The organism is Flavobacterium sharifuzzamanii, assembly GCF_003254585.1.
Lineage (GTDB): Bacteria > Bacteroidota > Bacteroidia > Flavobacteriales > Flavobacteriaceae > Flavobacterium > Flavobacterium sharifuzzamanii.
Genome location: NZ_QJGZ01000037.1, coordinates 367,963 through 384,546 on the forward strand (window position 1 = coordinate 367,963; position 16,584 = coordinate 384,546).

At 33.5% G+C, this 16,584-nt stretch carries 17 protein-coding genes and 1 riboswitch; of the genes, 5 read left to right on the plus strand and 12 right to left on the minus strand.

Going from position 1 to position 16,584, the window contains the following annotated elements:
• Positions 1 to 13: 13 nt before the first annotated feature.
• On the plus strand, positions 14 to 1,444 hold the full coding sequence (locus tag DMA14_RS10285) for an anion permease (protein ID WP_111424578.1): 1,431 nt from the start codon (positions 14 to 16) through the stop codon (positions 1,442 to 1,444).
• On the opposite strand, the gene DMA14_RS10290 is transcribed toward DMA14_RS10285, so the two are convergent.
• A complete protein-coding gene (locus tag DMA14_RS10290; protein WP_238989944.1) occupies positions 1,441 to 1,743 on the minus strand; it encodes a GNAT family N-acetyltransferase in 303 nt (100 codons plus the stop codon). The genes DMA14_RS10285 and DMA14_RS10290 overlap by 4 nt on opposite strands.
• Before the next feature lie 294 nt (positions 1,744 to 2,037).
• Here DMA14_RS10290 and DMA14_RS10295 point away from each other — a divergent pair, with 294 nt between their 5' ends.
• Positions 2,038 to 2,694 carry an alpha/beta hydrolase family protein gene (locus DMA14_RS10295; protein WP_111424579.1) on the plus strand — a complete coding sequence of 219 codons (657 nt, stop codon included), beginning with the start codon at positions 2,038 to 2,040 and terminating at the stop codon, positions 2,692 to 2,694.
• A 248-nt stretch (positions 2,695 to 2,942) separates the two neighbouring features.
• Here DMA14_RS10295 and DMA14_RS10300 read toward each other — a convergent pair whose 3' ends face one another.
• Positions 2,943 to 3,458 (minus strand): DUF2892 domain-containing protein, encoded by a 516-nt coding sequence (locus DMA14_RS10300; protein WP_111424580.1) that lies wholly within the window; start codon positions 3,456 to 3,458, stop codon positions 2,943 to 2,945.
• A gap of 169 nt (positions 3,459 to 3,627) precedes the next feature.
• On the opposite strand from DMA14_RS10300, the gene rpmH reads away from it, so the two are divergent.
• Both rpmH and carB read left to right on the plus strand, forming a co-directional pair.
• Positions 3,628 to 3,789, plus strand: a complete 162-nt coding sequence (gene rpmH / locus DMA14_RS10305) for a 50S ribosomal protein L34 (protein ID WP_008464848.1) — start codon at positions 3,628 to 3,630, stop codon at positions 3,787 to 3,789.
• A gap of 143 nt (positions 3,790 to 3,932) precedes the next feature.
• A complete protein-coding gene (carB, locus tag DMA14_RS10310; protein WP_111424581.1) occupies positions 3,933 to 6,788 on the plus strand; it encodes a carbamoyl-phosphate synthase large subunit in 2,856 nt (951 codons plus the stop codon).
• 347 nt (positions 6,789 to 7,135) lie between these two features.
• Here the strand turns inward: carB and yiaA are convergent, their stop codons facing one another.
• The 5 genes from yiaA to DMA14_RS10335 form a co-directional block, all read right to left on the minus strand.
• The gene (gene yiaA / locus DMA14_RS10315) at positions 7,136 to 7,534 is read right to left on the minus strand and encodes an inner membrane protein YiaA (protein WP_111424582.1); all 399 of its coding nucleotides are present in this window, start codon (positions 7,532 to 7,534) and stop codon (positions 7,136 to 7,138) included.
• Positions 7,535 to 7,683: 149 nt separating this feature from the next.
• A complete protein-coding gene (locus DMA14_RS10320; RefSeq protein WP_111424583.1) occupies positions 7,684 to 8,223 on the minus strand; it encodes a DUF4252 domain-containing protein in 540 nt (179 codons plus the stop codon).
• 2 nt (positions 8,224 to 8,225) lie between these two features.
• On the minus strand, positions 8,226 to 8,753 hold the full coding sequence (locus DMA14_RS10325; protein WP_111424584.1) for a DUF4252 domain-containing protein: 528 nt from the start codon (positions 8,751 to 8,753) through the stop codon (positions 8,226 to 8,228).
• Positions 8,754 to 8,769: 16 nt separating this feature from the next.
• Complete coding sequence (locus tag DMA14_RS10330) at positions 8,770 to 9,231, minus strand: hypothetical protein (protein WP_111424585.1); 462 nt, start codon at positions 9,229 to 9,231, stop codon at positions 8,770 to 8,772.
• Positions 9,218 to 9,727: an RNA polymerase sigma factor gene (locus DMA14_RS10335; protein WP_008464858.1), complete on the minus strand. Its 510-nt coding sequence runs from the start codon at positions 9,725 to 9,727 to the stop codon at positions 9,218 to 9,220. Before DMA14_RS10335 ends, DMA14_RS10330 begins: the two co-directional genes overlap by 14 nt.
• A gap of 167 nt (positions 9,728 to 9,894) precedes the next feature.
• Between DMA14_RS10335 and DMA14_RS10340 the strand changes: the two genes are divergently transcribed.
• Positions 9,895 to 11,355 (plus strand): S41 family peptidase, encoded by a 1,461-nt coding sequence (locus DMA14_RS10340; protein ID WP_111424586.1) that lies wholly within the window; start codon positions 9,895 to 9,897, stop codon positions 11,353 to 11,355.
• Between the two features lie 89 nt (positions 11,356 to 11,444).
• On the opposite strand, the gene DMA14_RS10345 is transcribed toward DMA14_RS10340, so the two are convergent.
• The 5 genes from DMA14_RS10345 to tnpA form a co-directional block, all read right to left on the minus strand.
• Positions 11,445 to 12,473, minus strand: a complete 1,029-nt coding sequence (locus DMA14_RS10345) for a YncE family protein (protein WP_111424587.1) — start codon at positions 12,471 to 12,473, stop codon at positions 11,445 to 11,447.
• Positions 12,474 to 12,476: 3 nt separating this feature from the next.
• Complete coding sequence (locus tag DMA14_RS10350; protein ID WP_111424588.1) at positions 12,477 to 14,330, minus strand: TonB-dependent receptor plug domain-containing protein; 1,854 nt, start codon at positions 14,328 to 14,330, stop codon at positions 12,477 to 12,479.
• Between the two features lie 28 nt (positions 14,331 to 14,358).
• A riboswitch (cobalamin riboswitch) is annotated at positions 14,359 to 14,564 on the minus strand.
• Between the two features lie 65 nt (positions 14,565 to 14,629).
• The gene (gene cobC / locus DMA14_RS10355; protein ID WP_111424589.1) at positions 14,630 to 15,163 is read right to left on the minus strand and encodes an alpha-ribazole phosphatase; all 534 of its coding nucleotides are present in this window, start codon (positions 15,161 to 15,163) and stop codon (positions 14,630 to 14,632) included.
• Entirely contained in the window at positions 15,148 to 15,933 is a 786-nt protein-coding gene (locus tag DMA14_RS10360; protein ID WP_111424666.1) for an adenosylcobinamide-GDP ribazoletransferase, read from the minus strand. Before DMA14_RS10360 ends, cobC begins: the two co-directional genes overlap by 16 nt.
• Before the next feature lie 171 nt (positions 15,934 to 16,104).
• Positions 16,105 to 16,536 (minus strand): IS200/IS605 family transposase, encoded by a 432-nt coding sequence (gene tnpA, locus DMA14_RS10365; RefSeq protein ID WP_111424590.1) that lies wholly within the window; start codon positions 16,534 to 16,536, stop codon positions 16,105 to 16,107.
• Positions 16,537 to 16,584: the final 48 nt, after the last annotated feature.

Sequence of the window (16,584 nt, forward strand, 5' to 3'; positions counted from 1 at the left end):
TAATTTTTGTTTTATGAAAGAAGTAAAAATTCCACAGACTCTAATTACGCTGGCAGTTTTAGTTGCCATTTGGTTTATTCCAGCTCCAGATGGTGTTGTGATAGAAGCGTGGCATTTATTTGCCATTTTCGTAGCTACTATTTTAGGAATCATCTTAAAGGCGGCTCCGATGGGAACGATGTGTATGATTGCAATTGCTCTTACAGCAATGTCTCAGGTCTTAGCTCCAGGAGATCCTGGAAAATCCATCACATTAGCATTGAAAGGATTTGGTGATAAAGTAATCTGGCTGATCGGAATTTCTTTTTTTATAGCAAGAGGGTTTATAAAAACTGGCCTTGGAAACAGGATTGCATTTTTGTTTATAAAAATATTCGGAAAAAGTTCTTTAGGGCTTGCCTATGGTTTAGGATTGGCAGATTTGGTTCTGGCGCCAGCTGTTCCAAGTAATACCGCTAGAGGAGGAGGAATAGTTTATCCGATTATGAAATCAATGTCGATGAGTTTTGGTTCGATGCCGGACAAGCCAGAAACGCATAGAAAATTAGGGGCTTATTTAACTTTGAATAGTTATAATATGAATCTGATCGCTTCTTCTATGTTCTTAACAGGAACAGCAAGTAATCCGATGTGTCAGAAGTTTGCGCTTAATTTAGGAATAAAAATCAGCTGGATGTCGTGGGCTGCAGCGGCAATTGTCCCTGGTTTATGTGCTTTTATTGTGATTCCGTTTGTTTTATATAAAATTTACCCTCCAGAATTAAAAAAGACTGGAGATGCGCCACAGATTGCAACCCAGAAATTGAAAGAAATGGGAGCAATCACGAGAGATGAATGGATGATGTTGCTTACATTTTTCATTCTGCTTTTCCTTTGGATGACGGGAGATTTATTTTCTATTGATGCAACGACAACGGCCTTTATTGGGTTGGTAATTTTGCTTTTAACTTCAGTTTTGACTTGGGAAGATGTTAAAGCCGAAAAAGGAGCTTGGGACACTATTGTTTGGTTCTCTGTTCTAGTAATGATGGCGAGCTCACTGAACGAATTGGGTTTTATAGCGTGGTTCAGCGATTTAGTAAAAGCACAAATTGGCGGATTAAGCTGGCAAATGGCTTTTCCAATTATAATATTAGTGTATTTCTTTAGTCATTACCTTTTTGCAAGTGCCACTGCGCACGTTGCAGCAATGTACGCAGCTTTACTTGGTGTTGGTGTTTCGCTCGGAATTCCGGGGTTGTTGCTAGCGTTTATGCTTGGTTTTGTCGGATCTCTTTACGGAACTTTAACTCATTATGGTCACGGCCCGGCACCCGTATTTTTTGGGAGCGGTTACGTTGACCTAAAGAGCTGGTGGGTCAAAGGGCTTATAACCGGTTTGGTTATGCTCTTGATTTATATGGTAATTGGAGGATTGTGGCTCCGAATAATTGGATATTTTTAAATTCTAATTCCGGGAGGAAGTAATTCTTTGTATTTAGGGTTCTTTTTGAAAAACAAAACAATCTTTGGATGGATAGGAACTACTCTGTAATTTTTTTCAGAACTTAAATCTAATATATTTTTAAGTAAAGTGTTGATCGTTTCTTCGTTCTCGTACGAATCAGGTTTGTTGATTTTGGTTAAAAAGATTTTCTTTTCTTGAAATTGATACTCAACTGCCAACATTCCTTCGGGGATGACAGTTTCGAATTGGCGTGCAAATGTGTTGTCTTTGATTTCCATAGTTACAGATGTTTCCATAGTAATTTCTTGTTAGGTTATTGGTAAATAGTGAATTTGGGACTCGAAATACGTATTGAAAGAAAATTCTTTATAAGATTTAAAATCAAAAAATATTTCGAAATGCAAAGGTAATCATTTGATTTTCAATATTAAATTATTTTTTGCAGCTATAAACTTTAAGTTATTGTTTTGAAGTTTGATTTTTTAAGTGAGATGCAATAAATAGGTCTGAAATTTGATTATCATGATATTAAAAAAAGGTAACTTTATTTTTTAGAATAAATATCCTAATGGTAATTTCATTTTAATGTTATGAGTAAAATTCCAGTTTATTTTATGCCAGGTTTGGCTGCGAGTTCATCTATTTTTGAGAGAATAAAATTGGATGACAGTATTTTTGAAACACATCTTCTGGAATGGGAAATTCCAAATCCAAAGGAATCTTTATCAGATTATGCGCTTCGAATTAGTAAAAATATAAAACAAGAAAATCCTGTTTTAATCGGAGTTTCCTTCGGTGGAATCTTGGTGCAGGAAATTTCGAAGCATATAAAAGCGCGAAAAGTCATTATTATATCAAGTGTAAGAAGCAATCATGAATTTCCTAGAAGAATGAAAATAGGGAAGTCTACTAAAGCTTATAAACTAATACCGATGCAGTTAATTCTTAATGTTGAGAAATTAGCTAAATTTTCATTTGGCGAAAAAGTCAATAAACGAATTAAATTGTATGAGAAATTTTTATCTGTCCGTGATTTAGGATACCTGCAATGGGCGGTAGAAAGTGTAATCTTGTGGGATCGTGATAAAATTGACGAAAATGTAGTGCATATCCACGGAGATAAAGATGATGTTTTTCCGATTAAATATATTGATAAGTGTATTTTAGTCAAAGGAGGAACCCATATTATGATCTTGAATAAGTACAAATGGCTGAATGAGAATTTGCCTTCGATTATACTTGATTAAAATTCGAAATTTCAAATCTTTGTACATGTAGTTTTGTCATCCTGAGGAACGAAGGATCACATTAGTAGCTCGACAAAGATTGGCAATGCTCTGTGTGGAATTTCTAGTGTGATCTTTCGTTCCTCAGAATGACAAGCTAGACATAGGATCTTCAGTGGCAAACCTAAAATCTAAACTCAACAATCTGCAATAAAAAAATCCCAAACTCCTTTTGGAATTTGGGATTTATAATATTGTAATTTAGAAAATTAGATTTTCTTCATTTGTTCTTTCATCATAGAGATTTGCTCTTTCAACATTCCTTGTTTGTCTAATTTTTTAGCTTCGTTTAATAAATTAGTCGCTTCCAATTTTCTTCTGCGTGACATTGCAACTCCTGCAAGGTTTAATTTAGCTACAGCCAAATCCATATCCATTGATAGCCCAAGTTCGATTGCCTTTTTGAAATGTTTCTCGGCTTGGTTGATATTGGTTTGAGATAACATGATACCTTGTAGGTAATTTAAGTATCCTTGTTGTTTTCTTACTAATGCACCTTCTGGATTTTTGATATATGATAACCATTTATTTGCACCTTCGAAGTCTTGTTTTCTTAATTTAAGGAAGGCTAAAAGGATAAATTCATTTTTAAAATAAAGAAAAATTGGAATTGCAGTCAATAAAATCAAAAATATACCATTTCCGATATTACTTTCTGTAAATTGCCAAATGCCCGCCACTACTAGAAGTCCGGCCAAAATAAGTTTAATATTTTTGTTAAACATAATAGATGTATATTTGTGATTGCAAATATAGTAAAAGGAATTAAAAATATTTTTATAAAAGTGCTTGCCAGAGAAAAAAGTCTTTGTATATTTGCACTCGGTTTTTGAACAACGATATCCAAAACCAAAATAAAGAGTTAATAGATACCATTTTTAAAGATACAAAGCAATGAGCAAAAGAACATTTCAACCATCGAAAAGAAAAAGAAGAAATAAGCACGGATTTATGGACAGAATGGCTTCTGCGAATGGAAGAAAAGTTCTAGCGCGTAGAAGAGCAAAAGGAAGACATAAATTAACTGTTTCTAGCGAGCCTAGACACAAAAAATAATGTTTGTATAAACATACATAAGGCGATTACTTTTTTAGTATCGCCTTTTTTTATACCTTTTCGGTAAAATTTTATCCAACTTTCTAGTTTATAATGCACTAGAGAGGTTTTTAAAACGTAAATAACTACACAATACATACAAAATGCCTAAAGACACATCAATAAAATCAGTTTTAATAATAGGTTCAGGACCTATTGTTATTGGCCAAGCTTGCGAATTCGATTATGCGGGATCTCAATCTGCACGCTCGATTCGTGAAGAAGGAATTGAGGTTATCTTGATTAACTCGAATCCAGCGACGATTATGACCGACCCATCTATGGCCGATCATATTTATTTGAAACCTTTAACGACAAAATCGATTATTGAAATTCTTAAGGAACATCCGCAAATTGATGCAGTTTTACCAACAATGGGAGGGCAAACTGCTTTGAACTTGTGTTTGGAAGCTGAGGAAAAAGGAATCTGGCAGGATTTCGGAGTAAGATTAATCGGTGTTGATGTTAACGCAATTAATATTACTGAAGACAGAGAGCAGTTTAAACAGCTTTTAGAAAAAATTAATGTACCAACTGCACCTGCAAAAACAGCTACTTCTTACTTAGAAGGAAAAGAAATTGCACAGGAGTTTGGTTTCCCACTGGTTATTCGTCCTTCGTTTACGTTAGGAGGAACTGGAGCAGCTGTGGTTTATAAAAAAGAAGATTTTGATGAGCTTTTAACTCGCGGACTTGAAGCTTCTCCAATTCACGAAGTTTTGATTGACAAAGCTTTGATGGGATGGAAAGAATACGAGTTAGAGCTTTTAAGAGATAAAAATGACAACGTTGTAATTATCTGTTCTATCGAAAATATGGACCCAATGGGAATCCACACAGGAGATTCGATTACAGTTGCACCAGCGATGACATTATCTGATACAACTTTCCAAAAATTACGTGACTATGCCATCTTAATGATGAGAAGCATCGGAAACTTTGCTGGAGGATGTAACGTACAATTTGCAGTTTCACCAGACGAAAAAGAAGATATCGTAGCAATCGAGATCAACCCTCGTGTGTCTCGTTCTTCTGCTTTAGCATCAAAAGCAACGGGTTATCCAATTGCAAAAATTGCTTCTAAACTAGCTTTAGGATACAACTTAGATGAATTGCAAAACCAAATTACAAAATCTACTTCGGCTCTTTTTGAACCAACTTTAGATTATGTAATTGTAAAAATACCACGTTGGAACTTCGATAAATTTGAAGGTTCAGACAGAACTTTAGGTCTTCAGATGAAATCTGTAGGTGAGGTTATGGGAATCGGACGTTCTTTCCAAGAAGCGCTTCATAAAGCAACTCAATCTCTAGAAATTAAGAGAAACGGTTTAGGTGCTGACGGTAAAGGATACAAAGATTACGAGTTGATTATCGATAAACTGACTCACGCAAGTTGGGACAGAGTTTTCGTAATTTACGATGCAATTGCAATGGGAATTCCGTTGAGCACAATTCACGAAATTACAAGAATCGATATGTGGTTCTTAAAACAATACGAAGAGCTTTATACTTTAGAAAAAGAAATTTCAAAATATAAAGTTTCTGATCTTCCTAAAGAATTGTTGCTTGAGGCGAAACAAAAAGGTTTTGCAGACAGACAATTGGCTCACATGATGAGTTGTCTTGAAAGTGAAGTTCACACTTTACGTACAGACATGAACATCAACCGTGTTTTCAAATTGGTAGATACTTGTGCAGCTGAGTTTAAAGCAAAAACGCCTTATTACTACTCAACATTCGAAGCTGAAATTGAAAAAGCAAACGGAGAACGTTTTGTTGACAATGAAAGTATTGTAACTGATCGAAAAAAAGTAATCGTGTTAGGTTCTGGACCAAACAGAATTGGACAAGGAATCGAGTTTGATTACTCTTGTGTACACGGAGTTTTAGCTGCAAAAGAATGTGGTTACGAAACGATCATGATTAACTGTAATCCGGAAACAGTTTCTACAGACTTCGATACAGCTGATAAATTGTACTTTGAGCCAGTTTTCTGGGAACATATTTATGACATTATCCAACATGAAAAACCTGAAGGTGTAATTGTTCAATTAGGAGGTCAGACTGCTCTTAAATTAGCAGATAAATTGTCTAAATACGGTGTAAAAATTATCGGGACTAGTTTTGATGCACTTGACTTAGCAGAAGACAGAGGAAGATTCTCAGACTTATTAACTGAATTGCATATTCCTTTCCCAAGATTTGGAATCGCTGAAACTGCTGATGAAGCTTCAAAATTGGCTGATACTTTGGATTTCCCACTTTTAATTCGTCCTTCTTATGTATTAGGAGGTCAAGGAATGAAAATTGTAATCAATAAAAAAGAGCTTGAAGAGCACGTTATCGATTTGTTGAAAGCAATTCCAGGAAACAAATTATTACTAGATCACTACTTAGCTGGAGCAATCGAAGCTGAGGCAGATGCAATCTGTGATGCTGATGGAAATGTTTACATCATCGGAATTATGGAGCACATTGAGCCTTGTGGAGTTCACTCTGGAGATAGTAACGCAACATTGCCTCCTTTTAACTTAGGAGAATTTGTAATGCAACAAATTAAAGATCACACGCACAAAATTGCGAGAGCTTTAAAAACGGTTGGTTTAATCAATATTCAGTTTGCGATTAAAGACGATACAGTTTACATTATCGAGGCAAACCCAAGAGCTTCAAGAACGGTTCCGTTTATTGCAAAAGCTTACGGAGAACCTTATGTAAACTATGCTACAAAAGTAATGTTAGGACACAATAAAGTAACTGACTTTGATTTCAATCCAAAATTAAATGGATATGCCATCAAACAACCAGTTTTCTCTTTCAGCAAATTCCCGAACGTAAACAAAGCGTTAGGGCCAGAAATGAAATCAACAGGAGAAAGCATCTTGTTTATTGATGACTTGAAAGACGATCAATTCTACGAATTGTATTCTAGAAGAAAAATGTATTTGAGTAAATAATCTCAGATTTTATTATAAAGAAAAGCTCCAATGAAAATTGGAGCTTTTCTTGTTTTATGCGTTTTGATGTTCCGTAGGAACATTTTGTTGGTAGTAGAAATATTGTGTTGTTGTCGTTGTTACGTTCCGTAGGATGACATCAATTTTTAAACAACCCAATAATCAAACGTTCCTATGGAACGTAAATACTGCTGTTAGCTGTTTTTTTTCTACCGATGAGACATTCCTACGGAATGAAAGCTAGATATAAAAATACAAAGCTAAAGTTGTGTTTTATTAAAGGGATAAAATAACAAAGAGGCTGTTTCAGTATTTGAAGCAGCCCCTTTAGTATTTTAATTATAATCCTATTCGTTTTGACCAAAGTTCATATTGTCTCTAGTGTTTTTTTGCACAGAAATAGCGCCAAATAATGCTAGTAAAAAAGCAAAGGCATAAAACCCTTTTTCGCTTGGCAGAATCGTTGCATTCCATAATCCTACAACTAAAAGAACAATTGAAAGCAAGGTTCCAAACCAGCAGATTCCATAGTAAATATCAGTAACAGGAAGTTTTTCTAATCGGTCTCTTACGCTTTTTTGTAATGAAACCACAGCAAAAAGTCCGAACATTAGAACGGTGAAATAATATCCTTTTTCGTTTAAAAGCATTTCGGCTCTAGCAAGTCCAACAATAAAACCAATTGTCCCCGCTCCAAGTGCAACCCAAGATGCCGCGATAAAGGCATTTGATGTTTTTTGTATCATAATTTATTATTTTGGTAAGAAGCAAATATAATTAAATTAGATTCAGCACAAAATAAATAGCAGTTATTTTGTACAGTAAAATCTCTCAAATAGATAAAAAGAAAAAGCTCCAATTATGGAGCTTTTCTCAATGTATAAGTAAGATGTTTTTATTTTTTAAGCAATTGTTCTAAAGGCTTTAATTGCTCCATGTCTATTTTAGAATTTTGTAAAACAGACATTAAAGTCATAATATTATTCGGATTCATATTTTCTCCTAACACACGAACTACTGCAAATCCGGTTTCTTTTCTGTTTGCAAAAATGACAAACTCTTTGATATTGTCATCACTTCCTACGTAGCTGACAGATGCACCATCTTTTCCAGAACCAAATTTCATTAATTCTTGATATTTCGGATCTTTTAATATAGTTTTTACCTTTGCTCTCTCTGTCTCAAATTGAGTTTGATTGCTTTGATCTGCTTTAAAAGCCAGAATATTCATTTTATCAAACGAATTCAAAGCTTCGTTTTGCTCTGCTGATAATTTGGTTTTATCAACATTCAGAATATTTGGTGAAATATCTAAAGAAATAAAATCTTTTTTCTCTGAATTCTCAACAAAATACTTTTGAAGTGAAGGTTCAGAATTACAGCTCCCCAAAGTTAGAAGAGCTGTAAGTGCTAAGATGAAGATGCTTTTTTTCATTTTTATTTTTTGCCTTTAGAAGCTTTCTTTAAGTCAGAACCGCCAGGAAGCTGCATTTTATCTGTTAGTACTGAGATTTCGTTTATGTCAAAATTACCAGTTAAAGATAATAAAACAGTTTCGTCATTTTTCGCACCGTCAACATACATTAAAAGTTCTCTTATTTGTGTGTCAGTAGCGCCAGATTTTACCATTATTCTAACGTTTTTTCCGCCATCATTTACTCGCATTAATTCTTCTAAACCGGCTGTTTTTACATATTTATCGGCCGTAGCTTTCATGTCGGCTTCTATTTTTGGATTTTTAGTGGTAAACACTTTCAAGTAATCTAGTTTTTTGATAAGAGCAATATATTGCTGAGTCTCTTTATCAGAAGCGTCAGTTTTTACTTTGCTCATTAAATCAAACATTTTTTTGTTTACAATTACTGAGGTTACATCATCTTGACCATCAAATTTATCAAAAGCACTTTGTGCATAAAAAGTGGTCGAAACGAATGCGAAGACTAAAGTTATAATGAAATTTCTCATGATTATTTTTGTTTAATTACTGTTTAAAAATTTTGTTTTTTGATTGTTCGTATTCTTTAATGTAGTGTACACTTTCAATACCCACATTAACATTGTTTGATAATAAAGCCAAAGCTTTTTGAGTTGCTTTTAAGGCTTCTTCGGGATCATCGTAAGTTCCTAATTCTGTTTGCGAAGCTACTGCAGTTGTGTCATTTTTTTCGCTAACAAAAAAGTAAGTACCGATTCCTAGCAAAATAACAGCAGAAGCTGCAATCGATAACCACGCCACGTTTTGTTTCTTAGTTTGTAGTGGAATCTCATACGTCGATTTCTGTTCTTTTGCTTGAGAGAAATAGCCAAACATAGGTTTGTACTGCTCCAAATGCTGCGCAACATTTGACGAAGAAAAGTATTCTTTTAATTGATTTTCTTCAGCAATAGAAGTTTCTCCCTGAAAGTATTTTTCTAATATCTCTTCTATTTTATTTAGTTCCATAAAGGTGTGTATTTGTCATTGATTCTCTAATTTTTTTTCTCGCTCTAGAAAGTGCCACTCGTATTGCGGTTTCGTTCATATTTACGATTTTGGCTATTTCTTCAAATTCATATTGTTCAACATCTCGAAGCTGGATTAATAGCTGCATTTGTTCGGGCATTTCGTTTATAATTTTTTCGACCCATTCTAAACTGTCTTGATCTTCTAATTTTTTATCCAATTGCGGCTGCCGATCAGTAAAATTATTATGGACAATCTGCAGATTACTGGCTCTTTTGGATTTTAGCTGGTCTAGACAATAGTTTTTAGTCATTGTCATGGCCAGTGCTTCTACGCTATTGTAGCTTTGCAGATTATCTTTTTTGTTCCATAATTTTACCATTACTTCCTGAGTTGCATCTTCTGCTTCTTCAGTGCTGGTAAGCAATCTTTTTGCCAGACGAAAAACTTTGTCTTTGAAAGGATTTATTAATTCTATAAATACAACTTGGTTCATTAATCTGATGGTTAATCGTTAGCTTATATATTCAAGACGAGGTACAATTCTATTTGTTACAAGAAAGATTAAATATTTTTTTATGTAAAAAAATACTGCTTTAACGATAAAGCTAAAACTAAAGATACTACTTTTACGTTATTCAGAATATAGATAACCTACACGATATGAAAACAACTTTAAAGAGCGTTCTTTTTCTCTTTTTATTCGCATTTTCTTTACAGTCTTGTGAAGATCAAGATGATGTCGCTGCTCCAGCAGACCTACAGATTAATAATTTTATCTGGAGAGGATTAAATGAAGTTTACTTATGGCAACAAGATGTTCCAAATCTAGCTGATGGCCGTAATTTACAACCAGATTTCGATCAGTTTTTGAGAGGATACTCTCGTCCTGAAGATTTGTTTCAAGATTTATTGAATAAGCCAGTTAGCAAATATCCAAATGGAGATGCGATTGATCGTTTCAGCTGGATTGTTGACGATTATACTGTTTTAGAACAGGAACTAAGTGGTGTTACAAAAAATAATGGTGTCGATTTCAGATTGAGCCGAGTTGCAGCAGGATCAAATGATGTAGTGGGGTTTGTGCGATACATTATACCAAACTCTGATGCTTCTACAAAAGCAATTAAACGTGGTGATCTGTTTACTAGTGTAAACGGAACAAAACTTACGGTTTCTAATTATCAGCAGCTATTATTAAATCAGGATAGCTATACTTTAGATTTGGCAGATTATAATGGAACAAGTTATGTTTTAAACGGAAAATCAGTCGCCTTAACTAAAACTGTCTTAGAAGAAAATCCAATTTTAATTAATAAAGTGATTGCTTCTGGAAGCCATAAAATTGGTTATTTAATGTATAATGGTTTTTACCCAGGATACGATGATAAATTGAATTTGGCTTTTGGCGAATTGAAATCGCAAGGTATAACAGATTTGGTATTAGATCTTCGATACAATGGAGGAGGATCTGTTACATCTGCAATTAGACTTTCTAGTATGATCACAGGACAGTTTGATACTCAGATTTTTGCAAAAACGCAATTTAATGCTAAGTGGATGAAAGACATGACTGCTGAAGATTTAGAAAGTTTAAATTACAGATTTGTGAATAATATTAATGGGAAGGCATTAAACAGTTTAAATTTAAGCACAGTCTATATTATTACAACTGCGAGTACAGCATCTGCGAGCGAATTGGTTGTAAATGGGTTAAAGCCTTATATCAATGTAGTTCAGATTGGAGAAACTACAACGGGTAAAAATGTTGGTTCGTATACGATTTATGATTCTGAAACTTTATTTACCAAAAAAGGAATTAATCCAAATCATAAATATGCAATGCAACCATTGGTTTTTAAGATTTCGAACTCTGCCGGTTTTGGAGATTATACTCAAGGATTACAGCCAACGTATCAACAGTATGAAAAAGTAAGCACGTATGGTGTTTTAGGAGAAACTTCAGAGCCTTTGCTTAATTTGGCTATTTCAAAAATTACAGGATCTACTGCTAGAAGAATTCTGGACGATTCTGCACCAAATACACCTTATTTGACAGATTCAAAAATTATAAATGGATTAAGACACGGAATGTATTTTCAAAATGCTCCTAAGAATTTTTAGAATAATAAAATCCAATTAAATAGAAAAGGCTTTCATCACTGAAAGCCTTTTCCATAAAAAAAAAACAAAAACTAATTCTAATTGTAAAATTAATCGTTAAAGTAGAATCCGTTTGGACCAACACCCACAGTTAATTCTTTTAATAAACTTCCGCTGAAGTTATAAATGTATGCTTTGCTGTCTGTTTTAAAGTTTCCGCCATCTGAAAGGTAAACGCGGTTGCCTTTTACTGCAAATCCGTAAAGATACCCAATATTTGAAGTAGCTTTGAAAAGTGGACTAATAGAAGCGGTCGTTGCAGCCGTGTTAATTGAGTATACCGAACTTCCTACTGTATAATAAACTTGGTTGTTTTCGATGTCTAAATATCCAGCCACTCCTTGAGATTCCGGAATTTCAATTTTAGAAACTGATTTGTCAGAGATTTTAACTTTTATAATTTCGCTGCTTTGTGTAAAAGAAGGGCGCAAGATATAAAGAGTTCCGTTTTCCTCTTCAATAGAATCTGAACCAGAACCAATTGTTATTGGATCTTCTAAAGTTTTTGTGTTGATATTGTAAATTGAAAGCTTATCACTACCCATAGGATCTGTAATGTATAATTTTCCGCTTTCTTCAACAATTCTATTTCCAGTTGTATTTAAGTTAATTTTAGATTCAACAAGATTTGTTGCCAAATTAATTACAGCAATATAATCATCTGTAACAGAATCATACGAATTTGCATTTGTTACATAAGCTTTGCCATCTTTTACAACACCATATCTTGGGTTAGCCAATCCGCTGTCAACTTTAGCGATTAACTTAAAAGTATAACGGTTTACAATGTTTATTACGTTAGATCCACCAGCAATTATGTACGCTCTGTCTCCGCTAAAAAAGATGTTTTGAGCAAATTTTCCAAGTACATCAGATCCGTTTTCTGCTTTATAAGCGTCTTTTGTAAAAATGCTAAAATCATTGCTAGAAAACGATACTGTTCCAGCATCTGTACTTCCTTCATTTAAAATAAAAAAACCATTGTCGTAAGCACCTTTCGGACCATCGTTGTCATCACTCGAACAAGAAGCAAATAACGAGATGCTTAACGCTATTAAAAGTAATTTACTAAACTTCATATATTAAAATTTTAAGGTTAAATACATATTGAAATTGTGACCTGGCATCGGTCTGTTTTCTAGACTTTCGTAGTCTTTATTAAAAAGGTTCAGAACCTGAAAACCTACTTTGAATGAATCTAAAAATTTAAGATCATAATCAATTCCGATATTTGAAATCGTATAATCATTAATAATTTCATCTGGATTATTATCGGCTCTCGTGTAAACAAAACCGTTATAAAGAACTTGATAATAAGCGCTTATTTTATTTCGAGAATAGGAAACAGCCCCTGTTGCTTTATTAAACGGAACGAAAAAGATCTGATTTTTCGTTTTTTCATCCTGCGAAACGGTATAAGCGTAAGTGGCATTTAAAGCAAAATTGTTTTTACCATAACTTTTTTTCCAACCTAAAACAGTTTCAGTTCCGTAACTATTTACTTTGTCTTGATTTTGTGGAGTCCAAATGCCATTTGCACCTGGAACCCATTGCAGCATATCAGTAATTTTCATGTAATAAAAATTCTGTGTCCAAGTCAGATTTTTGAATGTAAAGACATTGCCAATTTCTCCTTGATAAGAGCTTTCAGGTTTTAAGTTCGGATTTCCTCCTTCGTCCCAATACAAATCGTTGTAAGTTGGAATTCTAAAGTTTCTGGAGATGTTCAGTTTTAGATTATACCAATCGTTGAATTTATAAGAAGATCCTAAATTGAATAAAACGGGTGATTTGTAGTTATTGGTAAATTCTTTTCTAACGCCTAATTCGTTTTTCCAATTGGTGCCAAAATCTTGCCTAATCAACAAAGCTGCAGAACTTATTTCGCGAATATGACTTCCAAAACTGGTTCCATAACCGTTTGTTCTACTATAATCTACAATTCCGTTTATATGAGTTGTTTTAAATAAATGGTAATCAACATCTAACTTCGTAATTAAGTTTTCAGTTTTTCCATAACTATAATTTTTTAAAGAATTATCAGCAAAATATTGATAATTTTCAAAAATGTAAGCTGTCTTGAAATTGGTCTTCAGTTTTCCGAAACTTCCATCGTATTCCAATAAATTTCGATTGAAACCATTTATGTATTTACTTTTGGTTTCAGATTCTGTAACCAGTGAAGTATTACGGTCGGTGTTTGAAGTCTGGCTGTAAAGTTTTAAAATATGATTTTCATTGAATTTATATCCAGCATTGGCGCTCAAGGTAATAATATCATATTGACCATTTTGGTTCCGGCGCTGTTCACCTCTCCAAGTATATCGATTTAAATATTTATAATCGTTTGTCGAGCTATTTTTTGAAAGTCCGATTTGAGCGCTCCATTTTTTGTTAGAAACAGAAGTTTTATAATTAATTCCAATCGTATTAAAGCTGCCGTAATCTAGTCTTAAGTTATTCTCAAAACGATTATAAAATAACAAATCGTTATTTAAATGTACGGTTCCTCCAACAGCTCCGCTTCCGTAGATGACACTTCCACCACCTGCTTTAATGCTTATTGAATTATAATCTGATCCCGAAATAGTATTAAAATCGGTGCTTCCGTTCATTTGAGAATTGATGTTTATTCCGTTCCAAATTACTGCTGTCTGAGAAGAAGTTGTTCCTCTGAAAGAAACTGTAGAAAGCATTCCGCGACCATATTCTTTAAAATACAAAGTCGAATTAAAATTTAATAAATCCGTTAAGAGAGCCTCATTTTTGTTGATTATAGAATCATTGAGTTTTAAAACAGACTGCGAAGCAGAGTAAGTTCTTAAATTTTTATCTGAGACAAAAACCTCTTTAAGACTGGTAATAGAATCACTTTGCGCCGAAATAATTTGGCACATTACAAATAAACAAAAAGCAAAAAGTCGTTTTAATGTCATAATTTCTTCACTCTTGTTCCCGAGAGTTCGATAAATTGTTACAAAGGCAGGTCTCCTGGCTTGCGTCTTGCTGTTTACCTTCCCATCACGCAAGGCGTGACAGTGGTTTGTAGTTAACAGCAAGCATTCGTTTTGAACTTAGCTTACAGTTGCGGGTACAGCTCAAGAATTTACTTGATTCCCTTTTAATGTGTTTTTTAAATTAAAAACACAACCTTAATTTGCTGCAAAGATAAAGTTAAAAATATTGATTATTCAAATTTGTTTTGCGTTTCATGAAAAATTATAAATTATTTGCATTAAAAATCGATTTTTATAACTTCTCCGAAATCAACTTTATTATTGAAAGCATCTTTTAAAGGCAGTGAACTTTGATGGCACAGAATGCTTCTGATGATTCCGGCGTGAGCAACAATAACGATTGGCTGATTTATTTTTGAAATTATATCAGATAAAAAATCACCAACTCTTTTGTGCAGTTCTACAAAAGATTCTCCGTTTGAAACTTTTATGTTTACAAAATCTTCCATCCACGGATTAAGTTCTTCGGACGGAATTTCGTTCCAGCTTTTCAGTTCCCAATCTCCAAAATTCATTTCTTTTAAGCGTTCGTCTTCCTGATAAGAAATACTTTTAATGTTTTCTTGAATGTGTTTTGCTAAAATAACGCAACGCTTTAACGGACTTGAAAAAATAATTGCCTCAGAAGGAAGTTCCGAAATAATTCTGCCAAAAATTTCATCAAAAGGTTCAGCAATATCAACATCTGACTGCCCGTAACAGATTCCTTTTTCGCAAACGGTTTCAGTATGGCGAACTAGATAAATTTCCATAAAAATAAAATGCTTAAGTAAAATACCACTTCGCAAACTTGTTGTGTTGCTCCAAGACAATCTCCAGTATAACCGTCAATCCATTTCTGGAAATAACGTGCTAAAAAATATCGAGTTATGAAAACGGGAATTATAGCGAGAAGAAATTTCAAATTGAAATAAGAAAATACAATTAGGGGAATTAAACCAAAAAAGAAAGAACCAAAAACTTCTTTCCAAGAATACTGCTTTGCAATTGGCTTGCTTTTGCTTGAAGCATCATCACGAGAATATTCATGTGTAAAAATAATGCTTATTGCTGCTAGACGACTTAAAGAATGCGCGGAAATAAATAAAAGGAAAATTAGTAAAATGTTATTAGTGAAAAGTAAAATGGATTCCGAAAGTAGTTTGAATTTTAATAGAAAAAGTAAAACCAATCCGATTGCTCCATAAGCACCAATGGCGCTGTCTTTCATAATCATTAAGATTTTTTCTTTGGTCCAGCCTCCGCCAAAGCCATCACAGACATCTGCAAATCCATCTTCATGAAAAGCACCTGTTGTTAAAATAGAAGCAATAATCGCTAGTATAACAGCAATTTCTGTTGAAAGAAAAAGTGAAAAAAGATAAAAAGCCAGAAAGGAAATGCTCCCGACAATCCATCCAATAAAAGGAAAATATCTCGTGGCTTTATTTAAATAATCGGGATGATGCGTAATGTTTTTTGGGCACGGAATTCTGGTGTAAAACATTAAGCAGGTGAAGAAAATGTGTAGTTCTTTTTTCATTGAATTATGATTGTTTTGGCTAAAGCCCTCTTTGGGAGCAAATTTATAACCTCCAGATAAATCTGGAGGCAATTCAAAAATAAAATTTTAAAAAAATGATTTCTATGAATTGCCAACATCTTTAGATGTTGGTTTGTTTATAGGCACTCATAAAGGCTTTAGCCAAATTTTTCATAAATGCTTAAACCCAAATTTGATTATAAATTCATCATATTCTTCTTGAAATGTTTTCTTTTTATGATGCTCTTCTTGATTTTTTATATAATCTCGAACTTTATCTACAATAGATTCTGAAACTGAAACTGCAAAATATTCATCCTGCCACTCAAATTTATCTGTTGTCAATTGATTTTTATTAATCCAATATGAAGATTCACCTTTTAAAAGTTGTATTGTTTTCTGAATAGTTTGATTACTTCCTAATGAAATTAAGCAGTGACAATGATCAGAATATCCGTTAATAAAATCAAGATAAATTTCTTTCCTTAATGCATTTTCTTTTATGTGATTCCACACTTTTTGACGAAGATCAATTGTATTTAAAAAAGGGAATCTATTTTTGGTACTCCAAACACAATGAATATAAATTTTTGTAAAAGGCATGTAATGAATAATTTCAATTTGAAATTCAAAGCTATGAACTTTAAAGTT

What these genes read in the sequence shown, in the direction of transcription:
- DMA14_RS10360 (WP_111424666.1), bottom strand. Translation starts at nt 15,933, where the DNA reads ATGAAAAAAGAACTACACATTTTCTTCACCTGCTTAATGTTTTACACC.
- DMA14_RS10340 (WP_111424586.1), top strand. Translation starts at nt 9,895, where the DNA reads ATGAAAACAACTTTAAAGAGCGTTCTTTTTCTCTTTTTATTCGCATTT.
- DMA14_RS10335 (WP_008464858.1), bottom strand. Translation starts at nt 9,727, where the DNA reads ATGAACCAAGTTGTATTTATAGAATTAATAAATCCTTTCAAAGACAAA.
- tnpA (WP_111424590.1), bottom strand. Translation starts at nt 16,536, where the DNA reads ATGCCTTTTACAAAAATTTATATTCATTGTGTTTGGAGTACCAAAAAT.
- carB (WP_111424581.1), top strand. Translation starts at nt 3,933, where the DNA reads ATGCCTAAAGACACATCAATAAAATCAGTTTTAATAATAGGTTCAGGA.
- DMA14_RS10330 (WP_111424585.1), bottom strand. Translation starts at nt 9,231, where the DNA reads ATGGAACTAAATAAAATAGAAGAGATATTAGAAAAATACTTTCAGGGA.
- DMA14_RS10295 (WP_111424579.1), top strand. Translation starts at nt 2,038, where the DNA reads ATGAGTAAAATTCCAGTTTATTTTATGCCAGGTTTGGCTGCGAGTTCA.
- cobC (WP_111424589.1), bottom strand. Translation starts at nt 15,163, where the DNA reads ATGGAAATTTATCTAGTTCGCCATACTGAAACCGTTTGCGAAAAAGGA.
- DMA14_RS10325 (WP_111424584.1), bottom strand. Translation starts at nt 8,753, where the DNA reads ATGAGAAATTTCATTATAACTTTAGTCTTCGCATTCGTTTCGACCACT.
- DMA14_RS10350 (WP_111424588.1), bottom strand. Translation starts at nt 14,330, where the DNA reads ATGACATTAAAACGACTTTTTGCTTTTTGTTTATTTGTAATGTGCCAA.
- rpmH (WP_008464848.1), top strand. Translation starts at nt 3,628, where the DNA reads ATGAGCAAAAGAACATTTCAACCATCGAAAAGAAAAAGAAGAAATAAG.
- DMA14_RS10320 (WP_111424583.1), bottom strand. Translation starts at nt 8,223, where the DNA reads ATGAAAAAAAGCATCTTCATCTTAGCACTTACAGCTCTTCTAACTTTG.
- DMA14_RS10290 (WP_238989944.1), bottom strand. Translation starts at nt 1,743, where the DNA reads ATGGAAACATCTGTAACTATGGAAATCAAAGACAACACATTTGCACGC.
- DMA14_RS10285 (WP_111424578.1), top strand. Translation starts at nt 14, where the DNA reads ATGAAAGAAGTAAAAATTCCACAGACTCTAATTACGCTGGCAGTTTTA.
- yiaA (WP_111424582.1), bottom strand. Translation starts at nt 7,534, where the DNA reads ATGATACAAAAAACATCAAATGCCTTTATCGCGGCATCTTGGGTTGCA.
- DMA14_RS10345 (WP_111424587.1), bottom strand. Translation starts at nt 12,473, where the DNA reads ATGAAGTTTAGTAAATTACTTTTAATAGCGTTAAGCATCTCGTTATTT.
- DMA14_RS10300 (WP_111424580.1), bottom strand. Translation starts at nt 3,458, where the DNA reads ATGTTTAACAAAAATATTAAACTTATTTTGGCCGGACTTCTAGTAGTG.